Source organism: Mesorhizobium sp. M0862, from assembly GCF_040319795.1.
Taxonomy (GTDB): Bacteria; Pseudomonadota; Alphaproteobacteria; order Rhizobiales; family Rhizobiaceae; genus Mesorhizobium.
On record NZ_JAMYOJ010000041.1, the window covers coordinates 1 to 20,492 of the forward strand.

Annotated in this window: 19 protein-coding genes and 1 pseudogene; 8 read left to right on the forward strand and 12 right to left on the reverse strand. The window is 61.8% G+C overall.

Annotation, left to right across the window (positions count from 1 at the left end; all coding sequences use genetic code 11):
- Positions 1 to 128: 128 nt before the first annotated feature.
- From NKI15_RS31200 to NKI15_RS31215, 4 genes are all read right to left on the reverse strand, one after another.
- Positions 129 to 1,079 carry a carbohydrate ABC transporter permease gene (locus NKI15_RS31200; RefSeq protein WP_023694180.1) on the reverse strand — a complete coding sequence of 317 codons (951 nt, stop codon included), beginning with the start codon at positions 1,077 to 1,079 and terminating at the stop codon, positions 129 to 131.
- On the reverse strand, positions 1,076 to 2,023 hold the full coding sequence (locus NKI15_RS31205) for a carbohydrate ABC transporter permease (RefSeq protein WP_031198535.1): 948 nt from the start codon (positions 2,021 to 2,023) through the stop codon (positions 1,076 to 1,078). The genes NKI15_RS31200 and NKI15_RS31205 overlap by 4 nt, the downstream gene beginning before the upstream one ends.
- Before the next feature lie 229 nt (positions 2,024 to 2,252).
- Positions 2,253 to 3,584 carry an ABC transporter substrate-binding protein gene (locus tag NKI15_RS31210; protein WP_023684201.1) on the reverse strand — a complete coding sequence of 444 codons (1,332 nt, stop codon included), beginning with the start codon at positions 3,582 to 3,584 and terminating at the stop codon, positions 2,253 to 2,255.
- 254 nt (positions 3,585 to 3,838) lie between these two features.
- Positions 3,839 to 4,537, reverse strand: a complete 699-nt coding sequence (locus NKI15_RS31215; RefSeq protein ID WP_023715560.1) for a PIG-L deacetylase family protein — start codon at positions 4,535 to 4,537, stop codon at positions 3,839 to 3,841.
- A gap of 26 nt (positions 4,538 to 4,563) precedes the next feature.
- Between NKI15_RS31215 and NKI15_RS31220 the strand changes: the two genes are divergently transcribed.
- The 5 genes from NKI15_RS31220 (at position 4,564) to nhaA (ending at position 11,525) form a co-directional block, all read left to right on the forward strand.
- A complete protein-coding gene (locus NKI15_RS31220) occupies positions 4,564 to 5,454 on the forward strand; it encodes a DMT family transporter (protein ID WP_023684199.1) in 891 nt (296 codons plus the stop codon).
- A gap of 41 nt (positions 5,455 to 5,495) precedes the next feature.
- Entirely contained in the window at positions 5,496 to 7,958 is a 2,463-nt protein-coding gene (gene hrpB / locus NKI15_RS31225; protein WP_023745214.1) for an ATP-dependent helicase HrpB, read from the forward strand.
- Positions 7,959 to 7,990: 32 nt separating this feature from the next.
- Positions 7,991 to 9,316 carry an ActS/PrrB/RegB family redox-sensitive histidine kinase gene (locus NKI15_RS31230; protein WP_023685147.1) on the forward strand — a complete coding sequence of 442 codons (1,326 nt, stop codon included), beginning with the start codon at positions 7,991 to 7,993 and terminating at the stop codon, positions 9,314 to 9,316.
- A gap of 86 nt (positions 9,317 to 9,402) precedes the next feature.
- On the forward strand, positions 9,403 to 9,966 hold the full coding sequence (locus tag NKI15_RS31235) for an ActR/PrrA/RegA family redox response regulator transcription factor (protein WP_023672848.1): 564 nt from the start codon (positions 9,403 to 9,405) through the stop codon (positions 9,964 to 9,966).
- Positions 9,967 to 10,337: 371 nt separating this feature from the next.
- Entirely contained in the window at positions 10,338 to 11,525 is a 1,188-nt protein-coding gene (gene nhaA, locus NKI15_RS31240; RefSeq protein WP_023732524.1) for a Na+/H+ antiporter NhaA, read from the forward strand.
- A gap of 53 nt (positions 11,526 to 11,578) precedes the next feature.
- Here the strand turns inward: nhaA and NKI15_RS31245 are convergent, their stop codons facing one another.
- The gene (locus NKI15_RS31245; protein WP_023692665.1) at positions 11,579 to 12,079 is read right to left on the reverse strand and encodes an MmcB family DNA repair protein; all 501 of its coding nucleotides are present in this window, start codon (positions 12,077 to 12,079) and stop codon (positions 11,579 to 11,581) included.
- Positions 12,080 to 12,590: 511 nt separating this feature from the next.
- Between NKI15_RS31245 and rhuM the strand changes: the two genes are divergently transcribed.
- Positions 12,591 to 13,586 carry a RhuM family protein gene (gene rhuM / locus NKI15_RS31250; RefSeq protein WP_023703556.1) on the forward strand — a complete coding sequence of 332 codons (996 nt, stop codon included), beginning with the start codon at positions 12,591 to 12,593 and terminating at the stop codon, positions 13,584 to 13,586.
- 167 nt (positions 13,587 to 13,753) lie between these two features.
- Here the strand turns inward: rhuM and NKI15_RS31255 are convergent, their stop codons facing one another.
- The 3 genes and pseudogenes from NKI15_RS31255 to NKI15_RS31265 form a co-directional block, all read right to left on the reverse strand.
- Complete coding sequence (locus NKI15_RS31255; protein WP_156932586.1) at positions 13,754 to 14,044, reverse strand: hypothetical protein; 291 nt, start codon at positions 14,042 to 14,044, stop codon at positions 13,754 to 13,756.
- A complete protein-coding gene (locus NKI15_RS31260) occupies positions 14,045 to 14,581 on the reverse strand; it encodes a Panacea domain-containing protein (protein WP_023703554.1) in 537 nt (178 codons plus the stop codon).
- A gap of 57 nt (positions 14,582 to 14,638) precedes the next feature.
- Positions 14,639 to 15,593, reverse strand: a pseudogene (locus tag NKI15_RS31265) (IS1595 family transposase).
- On the opposite strand from NKI15_RS31265, the gene NKI15_RS31270 reads away from it, so the two are divergent.
- On the forward strand, positions 15,592 to 16,020 hold the full coding sequence (locus tag NKI15_RS31270; RefSeq protein WP_023703553.1) for a hypothetical protein: 429 nt from the start codon (positions 15,592 to 15,594) through the stop codon (positions 16,018 to 16,020). The pseudogene NKI15_RS31265 and the gene NKI15_RS31270 sit on opposite strands and share 2 nt — an antisense overlap.
- A gap of 259 nt (positions 16,021 to 16,279) precedes the next feature.
- Here NKI15_RS31270 and cueR read toward each other — a convergent pair whose 3' ends face one another.
- Positions 16,280 to 16,699: a Cu(I)-responsive transcriptional regulator gene (gene cueR, locus NKI15_RS31275; protein WP_023703112.1), complete on the reverse strand. Its 420-nt coding sequence runs from the start codon at positions 16,697 to 16,699 to the stop codon at positions 16,280 to 16,282.
- 238 nt (positions 16,700 to 16,937) lie between these two features.
- Here cueR and NKI15_RS31280 point away from each other — a divergent pair, with 238 nt between their 5' ends.
- Positions 16,938 to 17,555, forward strand: coding sequence for a L,D-transpeptidase (locus NKI15_RS31280; RefSeq protein ID WP_023692663.1), 618 nt, complete (start codon positions 16,938 to 16,940; stop codon positions 17,553 to 17,555).
- Positions 17,556 to 17,738: 183 nt separating this feature from the next.
- Here the strand turns inward: NKI15_RS31280 and NKI15_RS31285 are convergent, their stop codons facing one another.
- From NKI15_RS31285 to trpS, 3 genes are all read right to left on the reverse strand, one after another.
- A complete protein-coding gene (locus NKI15_RS31285; protein ID WP_023685140.1) occupies positions 17,739 to 18,308 on the reverse strand; it encodes a NifU family protein in 570 nt (189 codons plus the stop codon).
- A 187-nt stretch (positions 18,309 to 18,495) separates the two neighbouring features.
- Positions 18,496 to 18,987, reverse strand: a complete 492-nt coding sequence (locus NKI15_RS31290) for a universal stress protein (protein ID WP_023672856.1) — start codon at positions 18,985 to 18,987, stop codon at positions 18,496 to 18,498.
- A 101-nt stretch (positions 18,988 to 19,088) separates the two neighbouring features.
- A complete protein-coding gene (gene trpS / locus NKI15_RS31295; RefSeq protein WP_352514575.1) occupies positions 19,089 to 20,156 on the reverse strand; it encodes a tryptophan--tRNA ligase in 1,068 nt (355 codons plus the stop codon).
- Between the last annotated feature and the right edge of the window lie 336 nt (positions 20,157 to 20,492).

The following is a 20,492-nucleotide window of genomic DNA, read 5'->3' on the forward strand; positions in this document are numbered from 1 at the left end:
CCACCCCCCGCGGTTGGGAGTGTATGTCTGCGGGCCTTAATCATTTTGCAGTCTTGGCGCTTCCGGGGCTTTGGGGTTTTTGGTGTCCGCGTATGCTGTACGGAGTGGGGGTCGACTTGACACACCAATCATTTGCGTACCGCGCCGAAGGTGATGCCGCGCAGCAATTGTTTGCGAAGCAGGATGGTGAAGACCAGGATCGGCACCAGGAAGATCGTCGTGCCGGCCGCCACCGCCGGCCAGTCCTGGCCGCCTTCGCCGATGATAGTCGGGATGAAGGGCGGTGCGGTTTGCGCCGTGCCGGAGGTGAGCAGTGCCGCGAAGGCATATTCGTTCCAGGCGAAGATCAGGCAGAAGATGGCGGTCGCGGCGATGCCGGTGGTGGCTTGCGGCAGCACGGTGCGCCAGAAGGCCTGCAGCCTGGTGTAGCCGTCGATCATCGCCGCTTCCTCATACTCGCGCGGGATCTCGTCGATGAAGCCTTTCAGCAGCCACACCGCCAGCGACACGTTTACCGCCGTGTAGAGCAGGATCATGCCCAGCGCGGTGTCGGACAGGCCGAGCTCGCGGTACATCAGGTAGATGGGAATCGCGACCGCGATCGGCGGCATGAAGCGCGTCGACAGGATGAAGAACAGAAGGTCGTCGGCCAGCGGCACCTTGAAGCGCGAGAAACCGTAGGCCGAGAGCGTGCCGAGGAAGACCGCGCAGAAGGTCGAGCCGAAGGCGATTATCAGCGAATTGACGAAGCGCGGCAGGAAATTGGACGGGCCGGCAATCACCATGTTGCGCTTGCGCGAGGTCTCGTCGCAGAAACCGGTCGCGGGTCCGAGCGAGTTGATGTAGTCGGGCGTTTGCCTGGTGCGCGTCGTGAACAGGTTGCAATAGCCCTCGATGCTCGGCTGGAACAGAATCTTGGGCGGATAGGCGATCGAATCCGGCGGCGTCTTGAAGCTGGTGGCGAAGATCCACAGCAGCGGCACGATCGAGATCAGCGCGTAGAGCACGATGATCGTGCCGGCGATCCGCTTCGAATTGGCCGAGGGGGCGACGACGGAGTGGGCGGTGGTCAGGCTCATCTCTGCTTCACCTTGTTCAGCGCCTTGACGTAGATGTTGGCCAGCCCAAACACCGCGACGAACAGGATGATGGCGAAGGCCGAGGAATATCCGGTGCGCCAGCTCTCGAAGGCCTGCCGCTTCAGCGTGATCGAGGCGACCTCGGTGGTCGAGCCCGGCCCGCCACCGGTCAGCAGGTTGACCATGTCGAACATCTTGAAGTTCTCGATGCCGCGAAACAGGACCGCCAGCATGATGAAGGGCAGCGCCATGGGCAGCGTGATCGACCAGAACTGCCGCCAGTTGGACGCGCGGTCGACCTCGGCGGCTTCATAGATGTATTCGGGGATGGAGCGCAGGCCGGCGAGACAGATCAGCATGACATAGGGCGTCCACATCCAGGTGTCGACGATGATGATCGACCACGGCGCCAGCGACACGTTGGACAGCATCTGGATGTCGGTCGGTGGTATCCGGGTGACGAACGAGATGGCGTAGGCGAACAGGCCGATCTGCGGCTCGTAGAGGAAACGCCAGAAATTGCCGACCACCGCCGGCGACAGCATCATCGGCACCAGGATGATGGTCGTCCAGAAGGCGTGGCCGCGAAACTTCCTGTCGATCAGCCATGCCAGCGTGAAACCGATCAGCGTCTGCAGCAGGATCGTCCAGAACACGAAATGCGCCGTCGTCTGCATGGCGATCCAGATGTCCTGGTCGCCGAGGATGCGCTGGTAGTTGGCGAAGCCGAGGTTTTTCACCACCTCGTTCGGGCGGTTCGCGCGGAAGTTGGTGAAGGACAGGTAGATCGCCCAGAACAGCGGGAAGATGTTGATGGCCAAGAGCAACAGGATCGTCGGCGAGATGAACAGCCAGGCGAGGCCCTTGTCGCTGATCCCCCGGACCTTGCGGGCCAACGGCTCCGGGGTCGCCCGGGCAACGTTCTCCGCAGTCCGATTGAGCATGGTGAGTCCTGCTTCGGTCACGTCAAGTCTCGACACTGGAATTTATCTGAACTGCGTCCCGTGCCAAGGGCAGCACGGGACCAAGAGCATGATGCCGAAAAGTGTGAAGCGGTTTTCGGACGACATCATGCTCTCTCTCTTTTTAGCCCTGAGGCGGATGATTTCTGATCGATTCGGCCTGAAAATCATCCGCCTCTGGGGTCAGGCTCGGGAGGAGCCGTTGGTCCGGTTACATCTTGCCGTCGTCCTGGAACACTTGCGTCCAGTCCTTGACCAGGCCGTCAAGCGCGTCCTTGGCCGAACCCTGGCCGGCAACGACATAGTCGTGGAAGCGCTTCTGCGACGCCTGCAGCAGCGGTGCGTAGCTCGGCTCGGCCCAGAAGTCCTTCACGATCGCCATCGAGTCGAGGAAGGTCTGTGCATAGGGCTGGCTGGACGGGAAGGCCGGGTCCTTGACCACCGCGTTCAGGCAGGAATAGCCACCGAGCGACCACCATTTGGCCTGCACATCCTTGTTGGCGAACCACTTGATGTACTTCAGCGCCGATTCCTGCTTGTCTGAATAGGACACGACCGAAATGCCCTGGCCGCCAAGCTGCGCAAACTGGGCGCCGCCGGGACCCTTCGGATTGACGAAGTAGCCGATCTTGTCACCGCCGACATTCTCGTCCTTCTGCAGGCCGGGCCAGGTGAAGGCGAAGTTCATGTGCATGGCCACCTGACCGGATTTGAAGGCGTCGACGCCTTCGCCCATATAGCTGTTCGAGGCACCCGGAGGCGTGCAGCAATCGTAGAGCGACTTGTAGAACTCCAGGCCTTTGACCGCGTCTGGCGAATTGACGAAGCCTTCCATCTCGTAGGGCTTCTTGGGGTTTTCATACTGGAAGCCGTAGCTGTAGAGCACGTCCATGGCGCCCATGGTGATGCCTTCCGAGCCACGCTCGGTGTAGATCGAAGCGCCATAGACGGTCTTGCCGTCGATCTCGCGCTTCTGGAAGAACTCGGCGACCTGCTTCAGCTGGTCGAAGGTGGTCGGTGGGCCGAGGTCCCAACCATATTTTTCCTTGAATTCCTTCTGCAGTTCCGGCTTGGAGAACCAGTCCTTGCGGTAGGTCCAGCCGACGACGTCGCCCATGGCCGGCAGCGCCCAGTAGTTCGGCGTGTTCTTCGGCCATTCGGAATAGCCGACGACTGTTGCCGGCACGAAGTCGTCCATGCTGATCTTCTCCTTGTCGAAGAAGTCGTTCAGCTTGACGTAGTGGCCGTTCTCGGCCGAGCCGCCGATCCACTGGCTGTCGCCGATGATCAGGTCGCAAAGTTTGCCGTGCGAGTTGAGCTCGTTGAGGAAGCGGTCGGCATAGTTGGTCCACGGCACGAATTCGAATTTCATGCCGATGCCGGTTTCCTTGGTAAAATCCTTGGACAGTTCGACCAGCGCGTTTGCCGGATCCCAGGCGGCCCAGCAAAGCGTCAGGTCTTCAGCGTGCGCCGCGTTCGAGACGGCTGTCGACGCGGTAATCGCCGAGGCCAGCCCCAACGCCAGTTTCAAGCTCGATTTCATGCCTTCCTCCCATTTGCGAAACGCGCCCGGATGGCCGTTTCAAGAACCCCTCAACCCTCGCTCCTCCGAGGGGCTAAACACGGCGCGCTATGCGTCGCCAGGGCGGCGCGGTGCGCCGCAGATGTTTAGTAATTTGTTTAGTGATGCAATTTTTACTAAACAAGGCAAGCGAATTCGTCGCTGCGCCGCAACATGGCGAAACGGCGATTGAAATCGTTGGGAAATGATTGCCGGACGGCTCGCCCGGAAGTTGCTTAGCCGGGGTCGCCTATAATTTTCGTCTGCGGCGTCACCGGCCGAACAGGGGGCGCGGGCGGCAGCAGCGCGCGGATGTCGGCGAAGGGAAATGTCGGCTCGAATCGGAAGGCCTCGGCCAGGGAGCCGGGAACGCTGTTGCATTGCCCGGCGCGAAACTCATTCTGGACGCGCGCTCTGTCGACATATTGCTCCGGCCACTGCGACTGGTGCGCTCGGATCGCCTGCGTCTTGATATCGCCGTAGGCGGAAATGTCGACGTAATGCGTCGGCGCAAAGCCGGTGCCGCCCATCGTGTCGGCATGCAGCACGGGGACGCCGAACGAGGCCGCGATGCGCACGCCGTCCGACAAAGCACGATGGTCGGCGTGATAGTCGTTGGGGGCATGCGTGATAACCAGATCCGCCGCGGTCTCGCGTATCAGCGCTTTCAGCGAAGCGATCAGTGCCGCATCAGCCACCAGTTCGCCGTCGGGAAAGTCGAGAAAGCGAAGGGTTGCGCCGAGCAGCGCCGCAGCGGCCGCCGCCTCGTCGCGGCGGACACGAGCCAAAACGCTCGGGTCGCCCATGCCGCCCCTGGCGCCATCCGTGGCCACGGCAAAAGTCAGTTCTGCGCCTTGCGTGGCATAGGCAGCCAGCGTACCGAACATGAATATCTCGATGTCGTCGGGATGCGCGCCGAGCGCCAATACCTTCACTGCACTCTCCCCGGAAATGGAAAAACGTGACGAACGGAATCCTGCTCGCCCTCATCGCCTATGCAAGCTATTCGTGCAGCGATGCCGTTATCAAGAGCCTTGGCGGACAGTTCACCGTCTTCGAGATCGGCTTCTTCATCACGCTGTTTGCCGGCTGCTTCCTGTTTTTCAGCCGCCCAGTCGATGAGCGCTGGCGCGACTTCTGGCGCACCGGGCGGCCATGGGCGGTGCAGGCCCGCGCCTGGGCCGGCATCGCCTCGGGCGTGCTCAGCGTCTACGCCTTCACCACCATTCCGCTGGCCGAGACCTATGCACTGATCTTCCTGGCGCCGCTTTGCGTTACCATTCTCTCGACCGTCATCCTGAAAGAAAAGGTCGGTCCATGGCGCTGGCTGGCGGTGGTTGCCGGCTTTGCAGGTGTCATGCTGGTGGTGCGGCCAGGTTTTCGCGAGTTGCATCTCGGACACCTTGCCGCCTTCACGGTGGCCTTCCTTGCCGCGGCGAGCGTCATCCTGATGCGGTCGCTCGCCCAGCAGGAAAAGCGCACCACCATGCTCGGCGTGCTCATCGGTTACGGGCTGCTGTTCAACGGGGCCGGCACCATCGCCACATCGTTCACCCTCCCCAACGCCATGCAGCTGCTGTGGCTGGTGCTGGGCGGCGCCTTTACCGCCGGCGGCCAATTGCTGCAGCTGCTGGCCGCCAAACACGCACCGGCCAACCGCATCGCGCCGACGCATTATTCGCAGATCGTCTGGGCGGTGATCCTCGGTGCGTTGTTCTTCCAGGAGTATCCGGACTGGATATCGCTGGTCGGCTTGGCCGTCGTTGGCGCGTCCGGCCTGCTCACCATGGTGCGCGAGGAGGTGCGGCTGGGCACGGTGCGCTGGAACCCGTTTGCGCGCACGAGGCTTTGATCCGGTTGCATGGCCATAGTGACCGCTGATATGCGGACGCAATGACGACGAGATCCTTGCCGGAGCTTCCGGTATCCGCCGTGCTGCCGGCCCTGAGCCAGGCGCTCGGCTCCGGCAACAGCGCCGTCCTGGTGGCGCCGCCCGGCGCCGGCAAGACGACGCTGGTGCCGCTGGCGCTGCTCGATGCGCCCTGGCTGGTCGCCGGCAAGATCGTCCTGCTCGAACCGCGCCGCCTCGCCGCCCGCGCCGCCGCCCGCCGCATGGCGGAATTGCTTGGCGAAGAGCCCGGCGCCACCGTCGGCTATGCCCTGCGCATGGAAAACCGCACGTCGGCACGGACCAGAATTCTCGTCGTTACCGAAGGCGTGCTGGCGCGCATGATCCTCGACGATCCGGAGTTGCCCGGCGTCTCGGCGGTGATTTTCGACGAATTCCACGAGCGCTCGCTCGACGGCGATTTCGGCCTGGCGCTGGCGCTCGACGTGCAGGGCGCGCTGCGGCCGGATTTGCGGCTGCTGGTGATGTCGGCAACGCTCGATGGCGCGCGCGTCGCGAAACTCCTGTCCGGCGCCCCGGTGATCGAAAGCCAAGGCCGTGCGTTCCCCGTCGATGTCAGATACGACGAACGGCCGGCCGGCGTTCCCGTCGAAGACGCCATGGCCAAGGCTATCCGCTCCACCCTTGCCGAGGAGAGCGGCAGCGTGCTCGCCTTCCTGCCCGGCCAGCGCGAGATCGAGCGCACCGCCGAGCGGCTGCAGGGCCGCCTCGGCGCCGACACCGACATCGTGCCGCTCTACGGCCAGCTCGACAACACGGCGCAGGACGCCGCGATCAAGCCGGCGCCGCCCGGTCGCCGCAAGGTGGTGCTGGCGACGTCGATCGCCGAGACCTCGATTACCATCGACGGCGTGCGCGTCGTCATCGATTCCGGCCTGTCGCGGCTGCCGCGCTACGAGCCGGCGAGCGGCCTGACCCGGCTGGAGACGGTGCGTGTTTCCAGGGCGTCGGCCGATCAACGCGCCGGTCGCGCCGGACGCACGCAGCCAGGTGTCGCCATTCGGCTGTGGCGGGCCGAGCAGACGGCGGCCCTTCCCGCGTTCACCCCGCCCGAGATTCTGGAAGCCGATCTGTCCGGGTTGCTGCTCGATTGCGCCGCCTTCGGCGTCGCCGATCCCGCAAGTCTCTCCTTCCTCGATCCGCCGCCCATTCCCGCGCTTAACGAGGCGCGGGCGCTGCTCACGGCGCTGCACGCCATCGACGCGGCCGGACGGCTGACGGAGGCAGGCGGCGCGATGCGCAAGCTGGCGCTGCCCGTGCGGCTCGCACACATGGTCGCTGAAGCCGCTGGCGGCGGCCACGCGCTCGAAGCTGCGATGCTAGCCGTCCTGCTCACCGAGCGTGGCCTTGGCGGCGACGGCGCCGACCTCGAACGGCGCCTGATGCGCTTCCGCACGGAAAAGTCACCGCGCGCCGTTGCGGCAAGGCAGCTTGCCGGGCGATTGGCGAAGCAGGCGGGCGGCGCCAAGAGCAGCGAAACCGCTTCTGCCGGTCTTCTCCTCATCCACGCCTGGCCGGACCGTGTCGCCAGAGCGCGCGGCGAGCGCGGGCGTTTCGTGCTCGCCAACGGCTCCGGCGCCATGCTCGACGCCGCCGATCCGCTGGCCGGTGAGACCTGGCTGGTCGTCGCCGATCTGCAAGGCAAGGCGCAAAATGCCCGCATCACGGCGGCGGCAGCCGTCGACGAGGCCGACATCCGCGCCGCACTCTCCGACAGGATCGAGACTCGCCGCGAGACAAGCTTCGACCGCGAGCGGCGCGCGGTGCGCGTGCGCGAGACCGCCAGGCTCGGCGCCATCACTTTGTCGGAGCGCATGCTGCCCGCACCAACTGGAACAGACGCCGACCGCGCCATCCTGGATGCCTTGCGCGAGCACGGCCTGTCGCTGCTGGAATGGGGCAAGGACGGCGAGACGCTGCGCCAACGGCTTGGCTGGCTGCATCGCGGCCTCGGCGCGCCTTGGCCCGATGTTTCGGAAGCCGCCCTGCTCGAACGCCTCGACGACTGGCTGCTGCCGTTCCTGTCGGGCAAGGCGTCCTTCGCCGCCATCGAACCCGGCGTGCTGTCGTCAGGCCTGATGGCGCTGGTGCCGCATGATTTGCAGCGCAAGATCGGCACACTGGCGCCGACCCATTTCGACGCGCCGTCCGGCAGCCATGTGCCGATCCGCTATGACGGCGAATGGCCGGTGCTGGCGATCCGCGTGCAGGAACTGTTCGGCCTTGACCGCCATCCGGCAATCGCCAACGGCACCGTGCCGCTAACGCTTGAGCTGTTGTCGCCGGCGCACCGGCCGATCCAGACGACGCGTGACTTGCCCGGCTTCTGGCGCGGCTCCTGGGCCGATGTGCGCACCGACATGCGCGGCCGCTATCCCCGCCATGTCTGGCCGGAAAATCCGCTGCTCGCTGCGGCCACCGCCCGCGCCAAACCGCGAGGGACCTAGCGCTCGTCCTTTCCCGGCTATAATCCTTGGCCATGATCAACATCCTGCACGCGCCAGACTTCCAGCAAAGCCAGCGGCTGCGCCTCAACACGCTGATCCGGCTGCGCTGGCTGGCCATTGTCGGCCAGAGCCTGACGGTGCTGGTCGTCGCCTATGGGCTCAAATTCCCGCTGCCGGTCAGCCTCTGCTTCGCGCTGGTCGCCTGCTCGGCCTGGCTCAACCTGGTGCTGACCTTCCGCTATCCGGCAGCGCACCGGCTGACCCCGTTCTCAGCCTTTTTCATCCTGACCTTCGACAGCCTGCAGCTTGCCGGCCTGCTCTATTTGACCGGCGGCCTCACCAACCCGTTCTCGGTGCTGATGACCGTGCCCGTCGTCATCTCGGCGGCGTCGCTGCCGCTCCGGCTGACTGCGGTGCTCGGCGCGCTGGTCATGGCGGCGGCCACGTTGCTGGTCTTCTTCCACCAGCCGCTGCCATGGTATGAGGGCGCGCCGCTGCCCATGCCGTTCATCTATGTCGCCGGGATATGGATGGCGGTGTTTTCCTCGATCGCCTTCACCGCCATCTATGCCTTCCGCGTCGCCGAGGAAGCTCGCCTGCTCGCCAATGCGCTTGCCGCCACCGAACTGGTGTTGCAGCGCGAGCAGCATCTGTCGGCGCTCGATGGCCTCGCCGCCGCCGCCGCGCACGAACTCGGCACGCCGCTCGCCACCATCGCCCTTGTCTCCAAGGAAATGGAGAAGGCGCTGGGTAACGATCCGAAATATGGTGAGGATGTGAAGCTGTTGCGGTCGCAGAGCGAGCGCTGCCGCGAGATCCTGAAGCGGCTGACCAGCCTGTCCTCCGAGGGCGAGGCGCATCTGTCGCGTCTGCCGCTGACCTCGCTGGTCGAGGAGGTGACGGCGCCGCACCGCGATTTCGGCATCTCGATCAAGCTTCGGCCGGGCGAGCGCGTCGGCCCCGAACCGGTGGGACGGCGCAACCCCGGCGTCATCTACGGCCTCGGCAATCTGGTCGAGAACGCCGTCGACTTCGCCCGCAAGACCGTCACCGTGCGCTGGAGCTGGGACGAGCTCGACGTCACCTTCTCGATCATCGACGACGGGCCGGGCTTTCCGCCCGAAATCATCGATCGCATCGGCGAGCCCTATATGTCGACACGCCAGGGCAACGAGGCCGGCGGTGGCCTGGGTCTCGGGCTGTTCATCGCCAAGACCTTGCTCGAACGCTCCGGCGCCACGCTCGATTTCCGCAATTCGAGCGGACTGGGCGAAGGCGCGATCGTGCAGATATCGTGGCCGCGCACGGTCTTCCTCAACCCGGAATCGGTGGGGATCTCGATGTTCGACACCGCGTAAAAGCCTTGGCGGAGGCGGCAAAATTGGACAATGGCGTTCAGGAACTATATCTGCGTAAAATTAAGGCAGCAGGATTTTTTGAGATAATGACTGGCGAAGAAGCAATTGGCGCAATGGTCGAAGGCGAGGACACCTCGCTGCTCATCGTCGACGACGACAAGCCGTTCCTGACGCGGCTGGCCCGCGCCATGGAAACCAGGGGTTTCGTGGTCGAGACGGCCGAGAGCGTCGAGGAGGCAGTGGCCAAGGCGCGCGCCCACCCGCCGGCCTATGCGGTGGTCGACATGCGGCTTGGCGACGGCAACGGCCTCGACGTCGTCGCCGCCATCCGCGAGAAGCGCGACGATGCCCGCACCGTCATCCTCACCGGCTACGGCAACATTGCCACCGCGGTGACCGCGGTGAAGCTCGGCGCCATCGACTATCTGTCGAAGCCGGCTGACGCCGACGACGTGTTTGCAGCGCTCACCCGCACCGCCGGCGAGCGCGCCGCCCCCCCGGAAAATCCGATGTCGGCCGACCGCGTGCGCTGGGAACACATCCAGCGCGTCTACGAAATGTGCGACCGCAACGTGTCGGAAACCGCGCGCCGGCTCAACATGCATCGCCGCACGCTGCAGCGCATACTCGCCAAGCGCGCACCACGCTGAGGTTCACGCGCCGGTGGCGCCGGCGGCCAATTGCCGAACCTCAGCGCTGCCCCTCACCTGCCTGCCGGCATCCTCTCCCCGTATAGAGACGGGGGAGAGGGGCGCTCTCATCGCCGGTTTCGCCAATCGCCGGCGTTGCAGGAGACGACGGCGAGGCTGAAGCTGCCTCTTTCTCCCCGTCGCTATGTGGGGAGTTGAGGAATGGTCCGCGAAGCGGACGAAAAGCCAACTGCTTGGCTTTTCGAATGACGAACGTCCGGCAGGACAATGAGGGGCGGCGCCAACGCTGGAAACAGTTGCGCTTGCCGTGCCATCGACCTTTGCCCATCATCGGCAATAACGCCGCCGGAAAACCCGGCAACGGAGCACAGATGCGCGACAAGCAGCCGAAATCCATCCTTCGCGAATTCCTCGATGGCGAGGCGGCGGGCGGCATCATCCTGATGGTTGCGGCAGCCCTTGCGCTGATCGTCGCCAATTCACCATTGGCCGAAACCTATTTCGCCGCTCTCCACGCCTATCTCGGCCCGCTCAGCGTGTCGCACTGGATCAATGATGGGCTGATGGCGGTGTTCTTCCTGCTGGTCGGCCTCGAGATCAAGCGCGAGATGCTCGACGGTCAGCTCTCGACCTGGCCGCGCCGCGTGCTGCCGGGCGTCGCCGCCGCCGGCGGCATGCTGGTTCCCGCGCTGGTCTATGTCGCCATCAACCGCAACAACGCCGCCGCGCTCTCCGGCTGGGCGATCCCGACCGCCACCGATATCGCCTTTGCGCTCGGCGTACTGTCGCTGCTCGGCAACCGCGTGCCGGCGTCGCTCAAGATATTTCTCACCGCGCTCGCCATCATCGACGATCTCGGCGCCGTCATCATCATCGCCATCTTCTACACAAGCGGCCTGTCGCTGGCCTATCTCGGTGCGGCCTTCGCCGTCATCGCGGTGCTCATCGTGCTCAACCGCATGCGGGTGACGAGGCTGACGCCTTACCTCGTGCTCGGCGCCGTGCTGTGGGTGCTCGTGCTGAAATCGGGTGTGCATGCGACGCTGGCCGGCGTGGCGCTGGCGCTCACCATTCCGCTGAAAACTTCTCCCGGCAGCGGGCACGATCTCGACCATTCGCCGCTGCACCGGTTGGAGCACGGCCTGCACAAGATCGTGCCGTTCTTCGTCATCCCGATTTTCGGCTTTGCCAATGCCGGCGTGTCGCTGGCCGGCCTCAGCGCCTCTGCCCTGGTCGAGCCGCTGACGCTCGGCGTTGCCGCCGGCCTGGTGCTGGGCAAGCTGGCCGGCGTCTTCGGCTCCTCGGCGCTGGCGATCCGGCTCGGCTTCGCCGACCTGCCGGTCAATGCCGGCTGGCTGCACATGATCGGCATTTCGCTGCTCTGCGGCATCGGCTTCACCATGAGCCTGTTCATCGGCCTGCTCGCCTTCGCCAACGACATGGCGCTGCAGGACGCCGTCAAGGTCGGCATCCTGGCGGGGTCCTTCGTTGCAGCGCTGCTGGGTGCCGCCGTGCTCCTGATGGCGCCGGCGGCAGGGGTGGAGGAGGTGGTGGAGTAGGTGTTCTTGGGTTCCTCGCCCCCGCAAAGCGGGGCGAGGAACTTGAGCTTCGTCTACTCGCTCTCTCCCGCCAGCGCCGGCACCGCCACACCCGCCAGTTCCGCCGCCAGCAGCCGCGCCGCACCCGCCCGTGCGATGCGCAGCATCAGCGCCTTGCGCGTTGCCGCCGCCATCCGGTGCTCGGGCGCATCGCGCAGAATCTCGGCGCCGTAGCCGTCGGAGAGGATGAAGCCGCATTCCTCGGGGAAGATCTCCGATGGCACGCCCGGATGGGTGGCGAAGAAGAAGCGGTCGGAGTGCAGCCGGTAGTCAGGCCATTTGCGGTCGACGCGGAAATCCTCGATCGAGGATTTGACCTCGATGATCCAGATATCGCCCTGCCGGGTCAGCGCCACAAGGTCGGCGCGCCGCCCGGTGGCCAGCGACAGTTCGGGCAGCACATGCATGCCCATTTGCATCAACAGCCTCTGCACGCCGCGCCGCACCAGCATGGCGCGTTCGGACTGGCGGCCGTCGATGAGGGGATTGAGGGGAATCGGCGAAATGATCGGCATGGCACCCACCATGCCAGATTTTGTTCACGGTTTGAACCCTGTGTGACCAGGCGATTATGTCGTTGACAAACCCAAAGTGAAATAGGATTATATGCCTGACAGGCCGGCGCAGGGGAGAATTCAGGCCCTGCTATCAATCTTTAATATATAACTCAAAAAAGGATACAATTATTCCAATAATTACGGCGAGATGAAGTGCTATATAGACGTATAGCAGGGCTTTTCTATCGGTCTTTTTCCACCTATTTGCTCTGATATCTAAAAGACTGAAATATATAAATATCATGACTGGCGTTGCAGCAAAAAGAAACATCGGAAGTGGCACGGAGCGCCTCAAAGAATCTATGGAACGCGAAACATACCGTGCGCAATTTCCGAAAGCTACCCAGCCGTAGGGGAATGGCTCCCCTTCCAAGATCACGAAATAATCACTGTGGGATCATCGCAAGCCGTATTCGCGCACTGGTATCAGTGCATGCTAATTGTATGAATCAGCGAATCGGAGCGGCTAATGGCCATTAAGCGCGAAGACGGATTTGAACGAGAACTAGAGCGGCTAGCACAATTGAGCGGCAGCGAAACCACTGAAGACAGGTTGCTTGTCTATGGGACCGACAAGGGCATCAAGATCGATATTCGATATGCGGGCGAAACACTTTGGATGACACAGGCCCAAATAGGTCAGTTATTCGGGAAGACGGTCTCGACCATATCGCGCCATATCACGAACGTTTTTGAAGAGGGTGAATTGGTTGAAGAGGGCAATTTGCAGAAAACGCAAATTGCTGGTGCCACCAAACCGGTCGCTCTCTACAGCCTCGATGTCATCATCTCGGTTGGCTACCGCGTTAATTCGAAACAGGCCACTCAATTCAGGATATGGGCGACCGAGCGTTTAAAGGAAATCCTCTTGAAAGGATGGTCCATTGACGTCGCTAGGATGAAGAACCCAGAGAGCCGCGACCATCTAAAAGAGCTAAAGGAGACCATACGAGACATCCGATCTTCGGAGGCAAACCTATATCGGGAAGTTCGTAGCATCTGCGCAATGTGCCAAGACTATGACCCGCAATCCGAGGAGTGGCGAAACTTCTATGCGGGGATGCAGAACAAGCTCTTGTGGGCGGTCGCGTCTAAGACCGGCCCGGAGTTGATTTTGGAGCGGGCCAATGCCGATGCGGAAAACATGGGCCTTACAACCTGGGCAAATGAAAACATCCGGAAAAATGATGTTTGGATCGCTAACAATTTTCTAGCTGGCGCGGAGATCAGGGAGAAAAACCGGCTGACAACAATGCTTCTCGACTATTTCGAGGATCAGGTAGACATCGGACGGCTTGTCATGATGGCTGAAGCAGAAGAGAGAATGAACGGGTTTATTAAGTTCAACAATCGTCCGCTTCTAACGCACCTTGGAAGCGTCAAACGTGAGAAGGCACAGGCTCACGCCGAACGCCAGTTTGAGAAATTTAAGGAAAAGCGTCGAACTTTGCGACAAGGAGGCTAGGCGCCAATCTTTTTCGGCTTTTCACGGTGTCTCCGAACCAGTGCCTTTATTTGCTCCGCTGAGAGCTTCGGAGCGCGGGCTACCTTCCCACGGCAGCTTCAAAAGTGGCGTCGGATGGATCGCCCTTTAGCTTCCGAGCGGCATCTCGGAATTTGTCGATTTGCTGCTTAGGCTCTTCCGGCTTGTCCGTATGGGGCATCTCGAAAATCCGCATAGTGGATGATGATTAGATTGGGGTGGATCTCATAAATCACTTCGATTGAAGGCATATCGATTGAGCGGGCTCCGTCGAACACATAGCCTCGAATGGAGCCGGTATCGTTCAATGGACTGCCGCAATTCTCGTCACGCACAATGGTCCAAGTCACGTCTTCCCAAGCGTCGAAAGCCCTTGACCATTTTTCTTCGGCCAAATCTCTCGCGAGGCGCACGCGGTCTTCCTCGCGGCAATCCTTCATTTACATCAAACCCAGTTCCCTAGCGCGTGCGCGCAACCGAGTTGTCTCAGCGTCGTTAGGCTCACGGCCACGTCCAGCCAAGATAGAGTGGAACGGCAATGGCTCTTTCATCTTCGCGATTTCCCACCCGTAATCGTGAGAATATTCGCTCACTGATTTTGCCGTGTGCTTTCCGTCAATCTCTTTAATCCAGTAATCAATTTCCTTGGTTTCGTCGGGGTGGAAGACATTGCGCGGGGGCGGCACAAGGCCCTTGAAGACCCACTCATCATCAGTGCCTCGCCACTGCTCTACCAAGCGCAACGCCACCAGTTCATTGCGCACGTACATTCCATCGCGCGGGATAGGACCGTGCTTTTCGCGGATATAGGGTGCGCCTGTAATTGATTGGCCGGTCAACACGAAACTGCGGGCATCTGAGAACCACGCGACCTTGTACAGCTTGGTGGCGCCAAATCCAGCGCGAGCACCAGCGCCCCATATCACATAGTGAAATAGGTGCTTTAGGCGCTCTCTGTCATAAGGCCTGTCTGCCATTGCTCGCGTACGCCTTCGTACTAACCATGAGGCGAACCTACTGTTAGATAGGTTATCTCATGCCTCCTGACGATACATTAAACGCTTACCTTTTGCACCTACGAGCGCGATAAAAGCGCGGGTTCCGTCATCAACTCCCAAGGCAATGCGGTTGCTATAACGGAAGTCGAACTCTGCCCAGATAGCGGTGCAAGTGCTGCTCACCGCAATGCTGATAGACGCCTTTCATGCCGCGCTTGAAAATCGAATAGAAGCCTTCCACGGTGTTCGTGTGGATGGTCTTCTCGCCTTCGTAGCGCACGTACTCGTCCTTGGAATGCGTGACGACATCGTGCGAGGCGAAATCCTGGCTGGCACGGCGATAGATGCCGCTTTCGTCGCTCATCAATGCGCTCTCGCGAGCGATGTTGGCGCGAACGATTGGCATGACGTTGCCCATGCGGGCCGTATCGACGTGGAAGGAACGGGCGCGGCCACCACGCTCTACCAGCGTAACGACCGTGTTCTTGTGAGCGCCACCGCCACGTTTGACGGGAGCGTTAGCGAGACGGCCAATGTAGGTCTCGTCAACTTCTACGGTCTTGCCGTTGCCGCCAAGCGGGGAGAAGTCGCCAGATGCCATTGCAAGGCGAATGCGGTGGCACAGGAACCAAGCGGTCTCATACTTGCATTCGAGTATGCGGTGCATCTGGTGAGCGCTGATGCCCTTCTTAGAGGCACACATAAGGTGGATAGCCTGAAGCCACTTGGTGAGCGGCATATGGCTTTCCTCAAAGATCGAACCCATACGGACGGTGAACTGCGAGCGGCAAGCGCTGCACTTGTACAGGCCGTGACGCTCGACACCATTGGGGTTCTTCTTGGACGGCTTGGTGCGAACGCCCTTCAATGCGTAGTGGCGATCAACAGAGCCGCACTTGGGGCAAACCGGACCATTCGGCCACAAGATGCCTTCCACATGCTCGAAAGCCTTGGCTTCGTCGTGGAACTCGGGGCGGGACAGAACGGACATGGAAATCTCCTATGCCCTTACCCCACGTAATCACTTTGGGTTTGTCAACCGGATAATCGCCTGTGACCATGGCGATCGTATGGTTGACAAACCCATAGGCGAATTTTCTCTCGCAATGATAAGAAGCACGGTCCTTGGCACGAGGGGAGACACCATGGGGTTTTTGGGATTCATCAACCGGCTTTTCCCCGCGACCGAAGAGTTGCGCCGGTACTCAGCGATCGCGGGTCCCTATTCATTCATGTTTCTGGTGAAGCGCATCCCAGCCGAAAACCGGAAATTCGTACGCTTCCGCCTCAGCCATATGGGAGCGGTCCAGGATAGTTGCACATTCAGCGTCGAGGAGTTCGGTTCCCTCGTTGATGCCGTCCTGAAGACAAAGGCAGAGCTAGATGACCCACTGCTCACGAGCGCTACCCAGCCGTAGGGGAATGGCGGCGATTATACGGTTGACAGAACTGAGGCTACAACTTGATCCGAGCGCCTTCCGCGATCGCACCATATCTGTATCGGCGCGGTCTGGTATTGCTCCGGAACGCCCCTGCGTCCGCCGATCAACTTCCGTTCTTAGCTATAAGGCGCCCGGACTAAAGTCTTGCGCCGTGAACGCAAAGGTCTGATGTAACCGCTTTGGTTCCGTTCTTGTCCCTTGGACGTTCCCGTATTTTAGTCAGTCGAGATACTACCTATATGGCCGAAGCCGGCCTGTTCTCGAGTAGCGCAGCCCCCGCAATGTCATCCAAAATCGGGCAATCCGGCCGGTCGTCACCATGGCAGGCCTGGATCAGCGTCTGCAAGGTCGTGCGCATCGACTGCAGCTCGCGCACCTTTTCCTCGATGGCGCTGACATGGGCGGCGGCAATCTCGCGCACATCGTGGCTGGCGCGGCTGCGGTCCCGGTAGAGCGCCATCAGCTGGCGGCAATCGTCGATTGAAAAGCCGAGGTTGCGGGCGCGGCGCAGGAAGGCTAGCCGATGGATGTCGTCGCTGGAATAATCGCGATAGCCATTGCCGGCGCGCGCCGGGGCGATCAGGCCGATCTCTTCATAGTAGCGGATGGTCTTGGCCGGCAGGCCGGACCGCGCCGCGGCGTCGCCTACATTCATTGTGATTCCTCGATGTGGTTCCCTGATTCTAGGCTATCCGACAGGACCGACCATTGTTTTTCCTTCACAATCCCGTGAGTCCTGTTGCCGAAATGCCATAGTTGACGGCTTACCGGCACGTAAGCTCCTGCATATAGGCATCGCGCGCTTGGCAAGCAAAGCAAATGCCAGCATGAATGGTTTCAGGAAAAGCGGCCGTAACGTGTCGCGACATCTTGGCGGGGCATCGGACCATTTCATGCGCATGAAGTCATTTGCAATCGTCGCCGCACTTGCGTTGTCGGCCGCGATCTCGGGTTGCAGCACGATCGGCTCGCAACTGTTCACCAACAACTACGGTTCGGTGAACGATGCAGGCTACCAACTGCCGCGCATCCCGATCGAGAGGGTGCCGCTGAAGTACCACCGGCAAGAGGTGAACTACGACACCTCGGAAAAGCCGGGCACCATCGTCGTCGATACCCAGAACAAGTTTCTCTACTTCGTCGAAGGCGACGGCCGGGCGATCCGCTACGGCATCGGCGTCGGCCGCGAAGGCTTTGAATGGCACGGCACCGCCCATATCGCGCTGAAGCGCGAATGGCCGACCTGGACGCCGCCGCGGCAGATGATCCAGCGCCAGCCGGAGCTAGCGAAGTTCGCGAGCGGCATGGAGCCGGGCTTGAAGAACCCGCTCGGCGCGCGCGCCATGTATCTGTTCAACAAGGGCGGCGACATGGGCTACCGCCTGCACGGCAGTCCGGAATGGAATTCGATCGGCAAGGCGATGTCGTCAGGCTGCATCCGGCTGATGAACCAGGACATCATCGACCTCTACGACCGCACGTCGGTCGGCGCCAAGGTCATCGTGATGTAGGGACCATGATCCGGAACCGAGGTCCACGAAAGCGAAAAGTGGAACCGGTTTTCGGGAAGACCATGGTCAAAATAGGCGTTACCCTTCGTACGCGGACCGTCTAGGCAACAACGGACGTCCAAAACAGAAAACCGGGCAATCTGGCCCGGTTTTTTGTTGCTCGCTCGAATGCGTGAAGGGGTCTTAGGAGACCTGCTCGACCTGCTGTACTTCCGGCACGAAGTGGCGGAGCAGGTTCTGGATGCCGTGCTTCAGCGTCGCCGTCGAGGACGGGCAGCCGGCGCAGGCGCCCTTCATGTGCAGGAACACGGTGCCGTTCTCGAAGCCGCGGAAGGTGATGTCGCCGCCATCTTGGGCAACCGCCGGGCGCACCCTGGTGTCGAGCAGTTCCTTAATGGTGATGACCAGTTGCTCATCGGCCTTGTCGTAGAATTCGCCGGTCTGGCTGGTCTCGGCGGCGGGGCCGGCGTTGACCATGACGGGCGCGCCCGACATGAAATGCTCCATGATGGCGCCCAGGATCGCCGGCTTCAGGTGCTGCCAGTCCGGGCCGTCCTTGGTCACGGTGATGAAGTCATAGCCGAAGAAGACGCCGGTCACGCCGGGGATCTCGAACAGCCGGCCGGCCAGCGGCGAGGCGCTGGCTGCACTGTCGGCGTCGCGGAAATCGGCGGTGCCTTCAACAAGGACTTCCTTGCCGGGCAAGAACTTCAGCGTTGCCGGGTTCGGCGTCGATTCGGTCTGGATGAACATGGCCGTCTCCGTGCCCAGTCGGGCAGCTAGTTTGGAATGGTTCTAAATAGGCTCAATCGGCTGGACATTCAAGCGAAACGCGTCGCTCAAAATGGCTGGCTGGCGGAATGTTTTGCTGGCTGGGAATGAATCCCGCGCGGGCTATAAAATCCATCCGAAACCGCTTCACACTTTCCGGCATCACTCTTTATGCGAGGCTGTCGATCTCCTCGTCGGAAAGGTTCTGCGGCACCACTGTGACGGGAATAGGGAAGGCGGCGCCCTTGCCGGCAACAGCCCCGACCAGCGGCCCGGGTCCTTCCTTGCCGGCACCTGCCGCCAACACCAGGATGGCGATGTCCTGATCTTCCTCGATCAGCTTGTGGATCTCTTCGGTAGGCTTGCCTTCGCGCACTACCATCTCGGGCTCGATGCCGAGCTTCTGGCGCACCTTGTTGGCGTAGCCGTCGAGTGCCGCGCGTGCCGTGGCATTGGCTTCCTCGCGCATGATCTTCTCGACGCCCAGCCAGTGCTGAAAGTCGTCCGGTGTGATGATGTAGAGCAGCACCAGCGTGCCGCTGGTGCTCTGCGCCCGCTTGGAGGCGTAGGCGACGGCGCGCTCGCACTCCGGCGTGTCGTCGATGATCGTCAGGAATTTCCTGCGATGGCCGGCTTCGCGACTGAGGCGTTTGGAGACCATGTCTATCTACTCGATGTTTTCGGCCGCAATCTGCCACCGCCGCAGACCGGCGGCAAGCCGCCGGCCTTGGGCCAGAATGGTGCGGTGCACTTACGGTAGGATCAGCCCTGCAACAGGCCTATAATGTCGCGTACCGTCTTCATGGTGGTCTCAGCCAGCGCGCCGGCGCGTTCGCCGCCGTCTCTCAGCACCGCGTCGACATAGGCGCGGTCGCCCTCGATACGGCGCATCTCGCCGGCGATCGGCGCCAGTTTTTCCACAGCAAGGTCGGCGAGCGCCGGCTTGAACACGGAAAACTGCTGGCCGCCGAATTCCTTCAGCACGTCCGCCTTCGACATCTCGGCCAGCCCTGCATAGATGCCGACCAGGTTTTCCGCTTCCGGGCGGCTTTCCAGGCCGTCGACTTCGCTTGGCAACGCTTCCGGGTCGGTCTTGGCCTTGCGGATCTTCTTCGAGATGGTGTCGGCATCGTCGGTCAAATTGATGCGGGACAGATCCGACGGGTCCGACTTCGACATCTTCTTGGAGCCGTCGCGCAGGCTCATGATGCGCGCCGCCGGCCCGCCGATCACCGGTTCGGTTATCGGGAAGAAACCGTTCACCGTCTCCTCGCCGACCTGCATCTCGACGCCGACGCCAAGGCTGGCGATGCGGCTCGAAAAATCATTATTGAACTTTTGCGCGATGTCGCGGGTCAGCTCCAGATGTTGCTTTTGATCCTCGCCCACCGGCACATGGGTGGCGCGGTAGAGCAGGATGTCGGCCGCCATCAGCGAGGGATAGGCTAGCAGGCCCAGCGAGGCATTTTCGCGGTCCTTGCCGGCCTTGTCCTTGAACTGCGTCATCTTGTTCATCCAGCCGATGCGCGCCACGCAGTTGAAGATCCAGGCAAGCTCGGCATGCTGCATCACCCGCGACTGGTTGAAGACGATGTGCTTCTTCGGGTCGATGCCGGAGGCAAGGAAGGCCGCGGTGATCGAGCGGGTCTGGTCGGCGAGGTCGTCATGGACGAGTTGTGCCGTCAGCGAATGCAGGTCGACGACGCAATAGATGCAGTCGGACGTTTCCTGCAGGGCGACGAATTTCTTGATGGCGCCGAGATAGTTGCCGAGATGCAGATTGCCGGTCGGCTGTACCCCGGAAAAGACGAGCTGTTTGAAGGCGGTCATGGGTTCCTCATGGCTTGTGGAGGGCCGTATAAGCGCGATTCCGAAAAGTTGCAGACTTTTCGGAGCCAATCACGCGGCTGGAAACCACGCGCGGCGAGTCTTGCGACGGCGTGCTTATGGACGAAGGGGCGGAGAGGATCAAGAGGCGGGGATGGCGCGGTCGCGTCTGATGCCCCTGTATATTGACCCGACAGGCTGGCGCCGCCCTCATTGTCCTGCCGGACATTTCTCCCCGTATAGAGAGGTTGTGTGCGTCAAGTTCTGCAAAATGGGCGATCATGAAACTGGTCATGCGGCTTGGCGTAGAGCGAGCTTCTTGTGCTCGCGCAGATCATC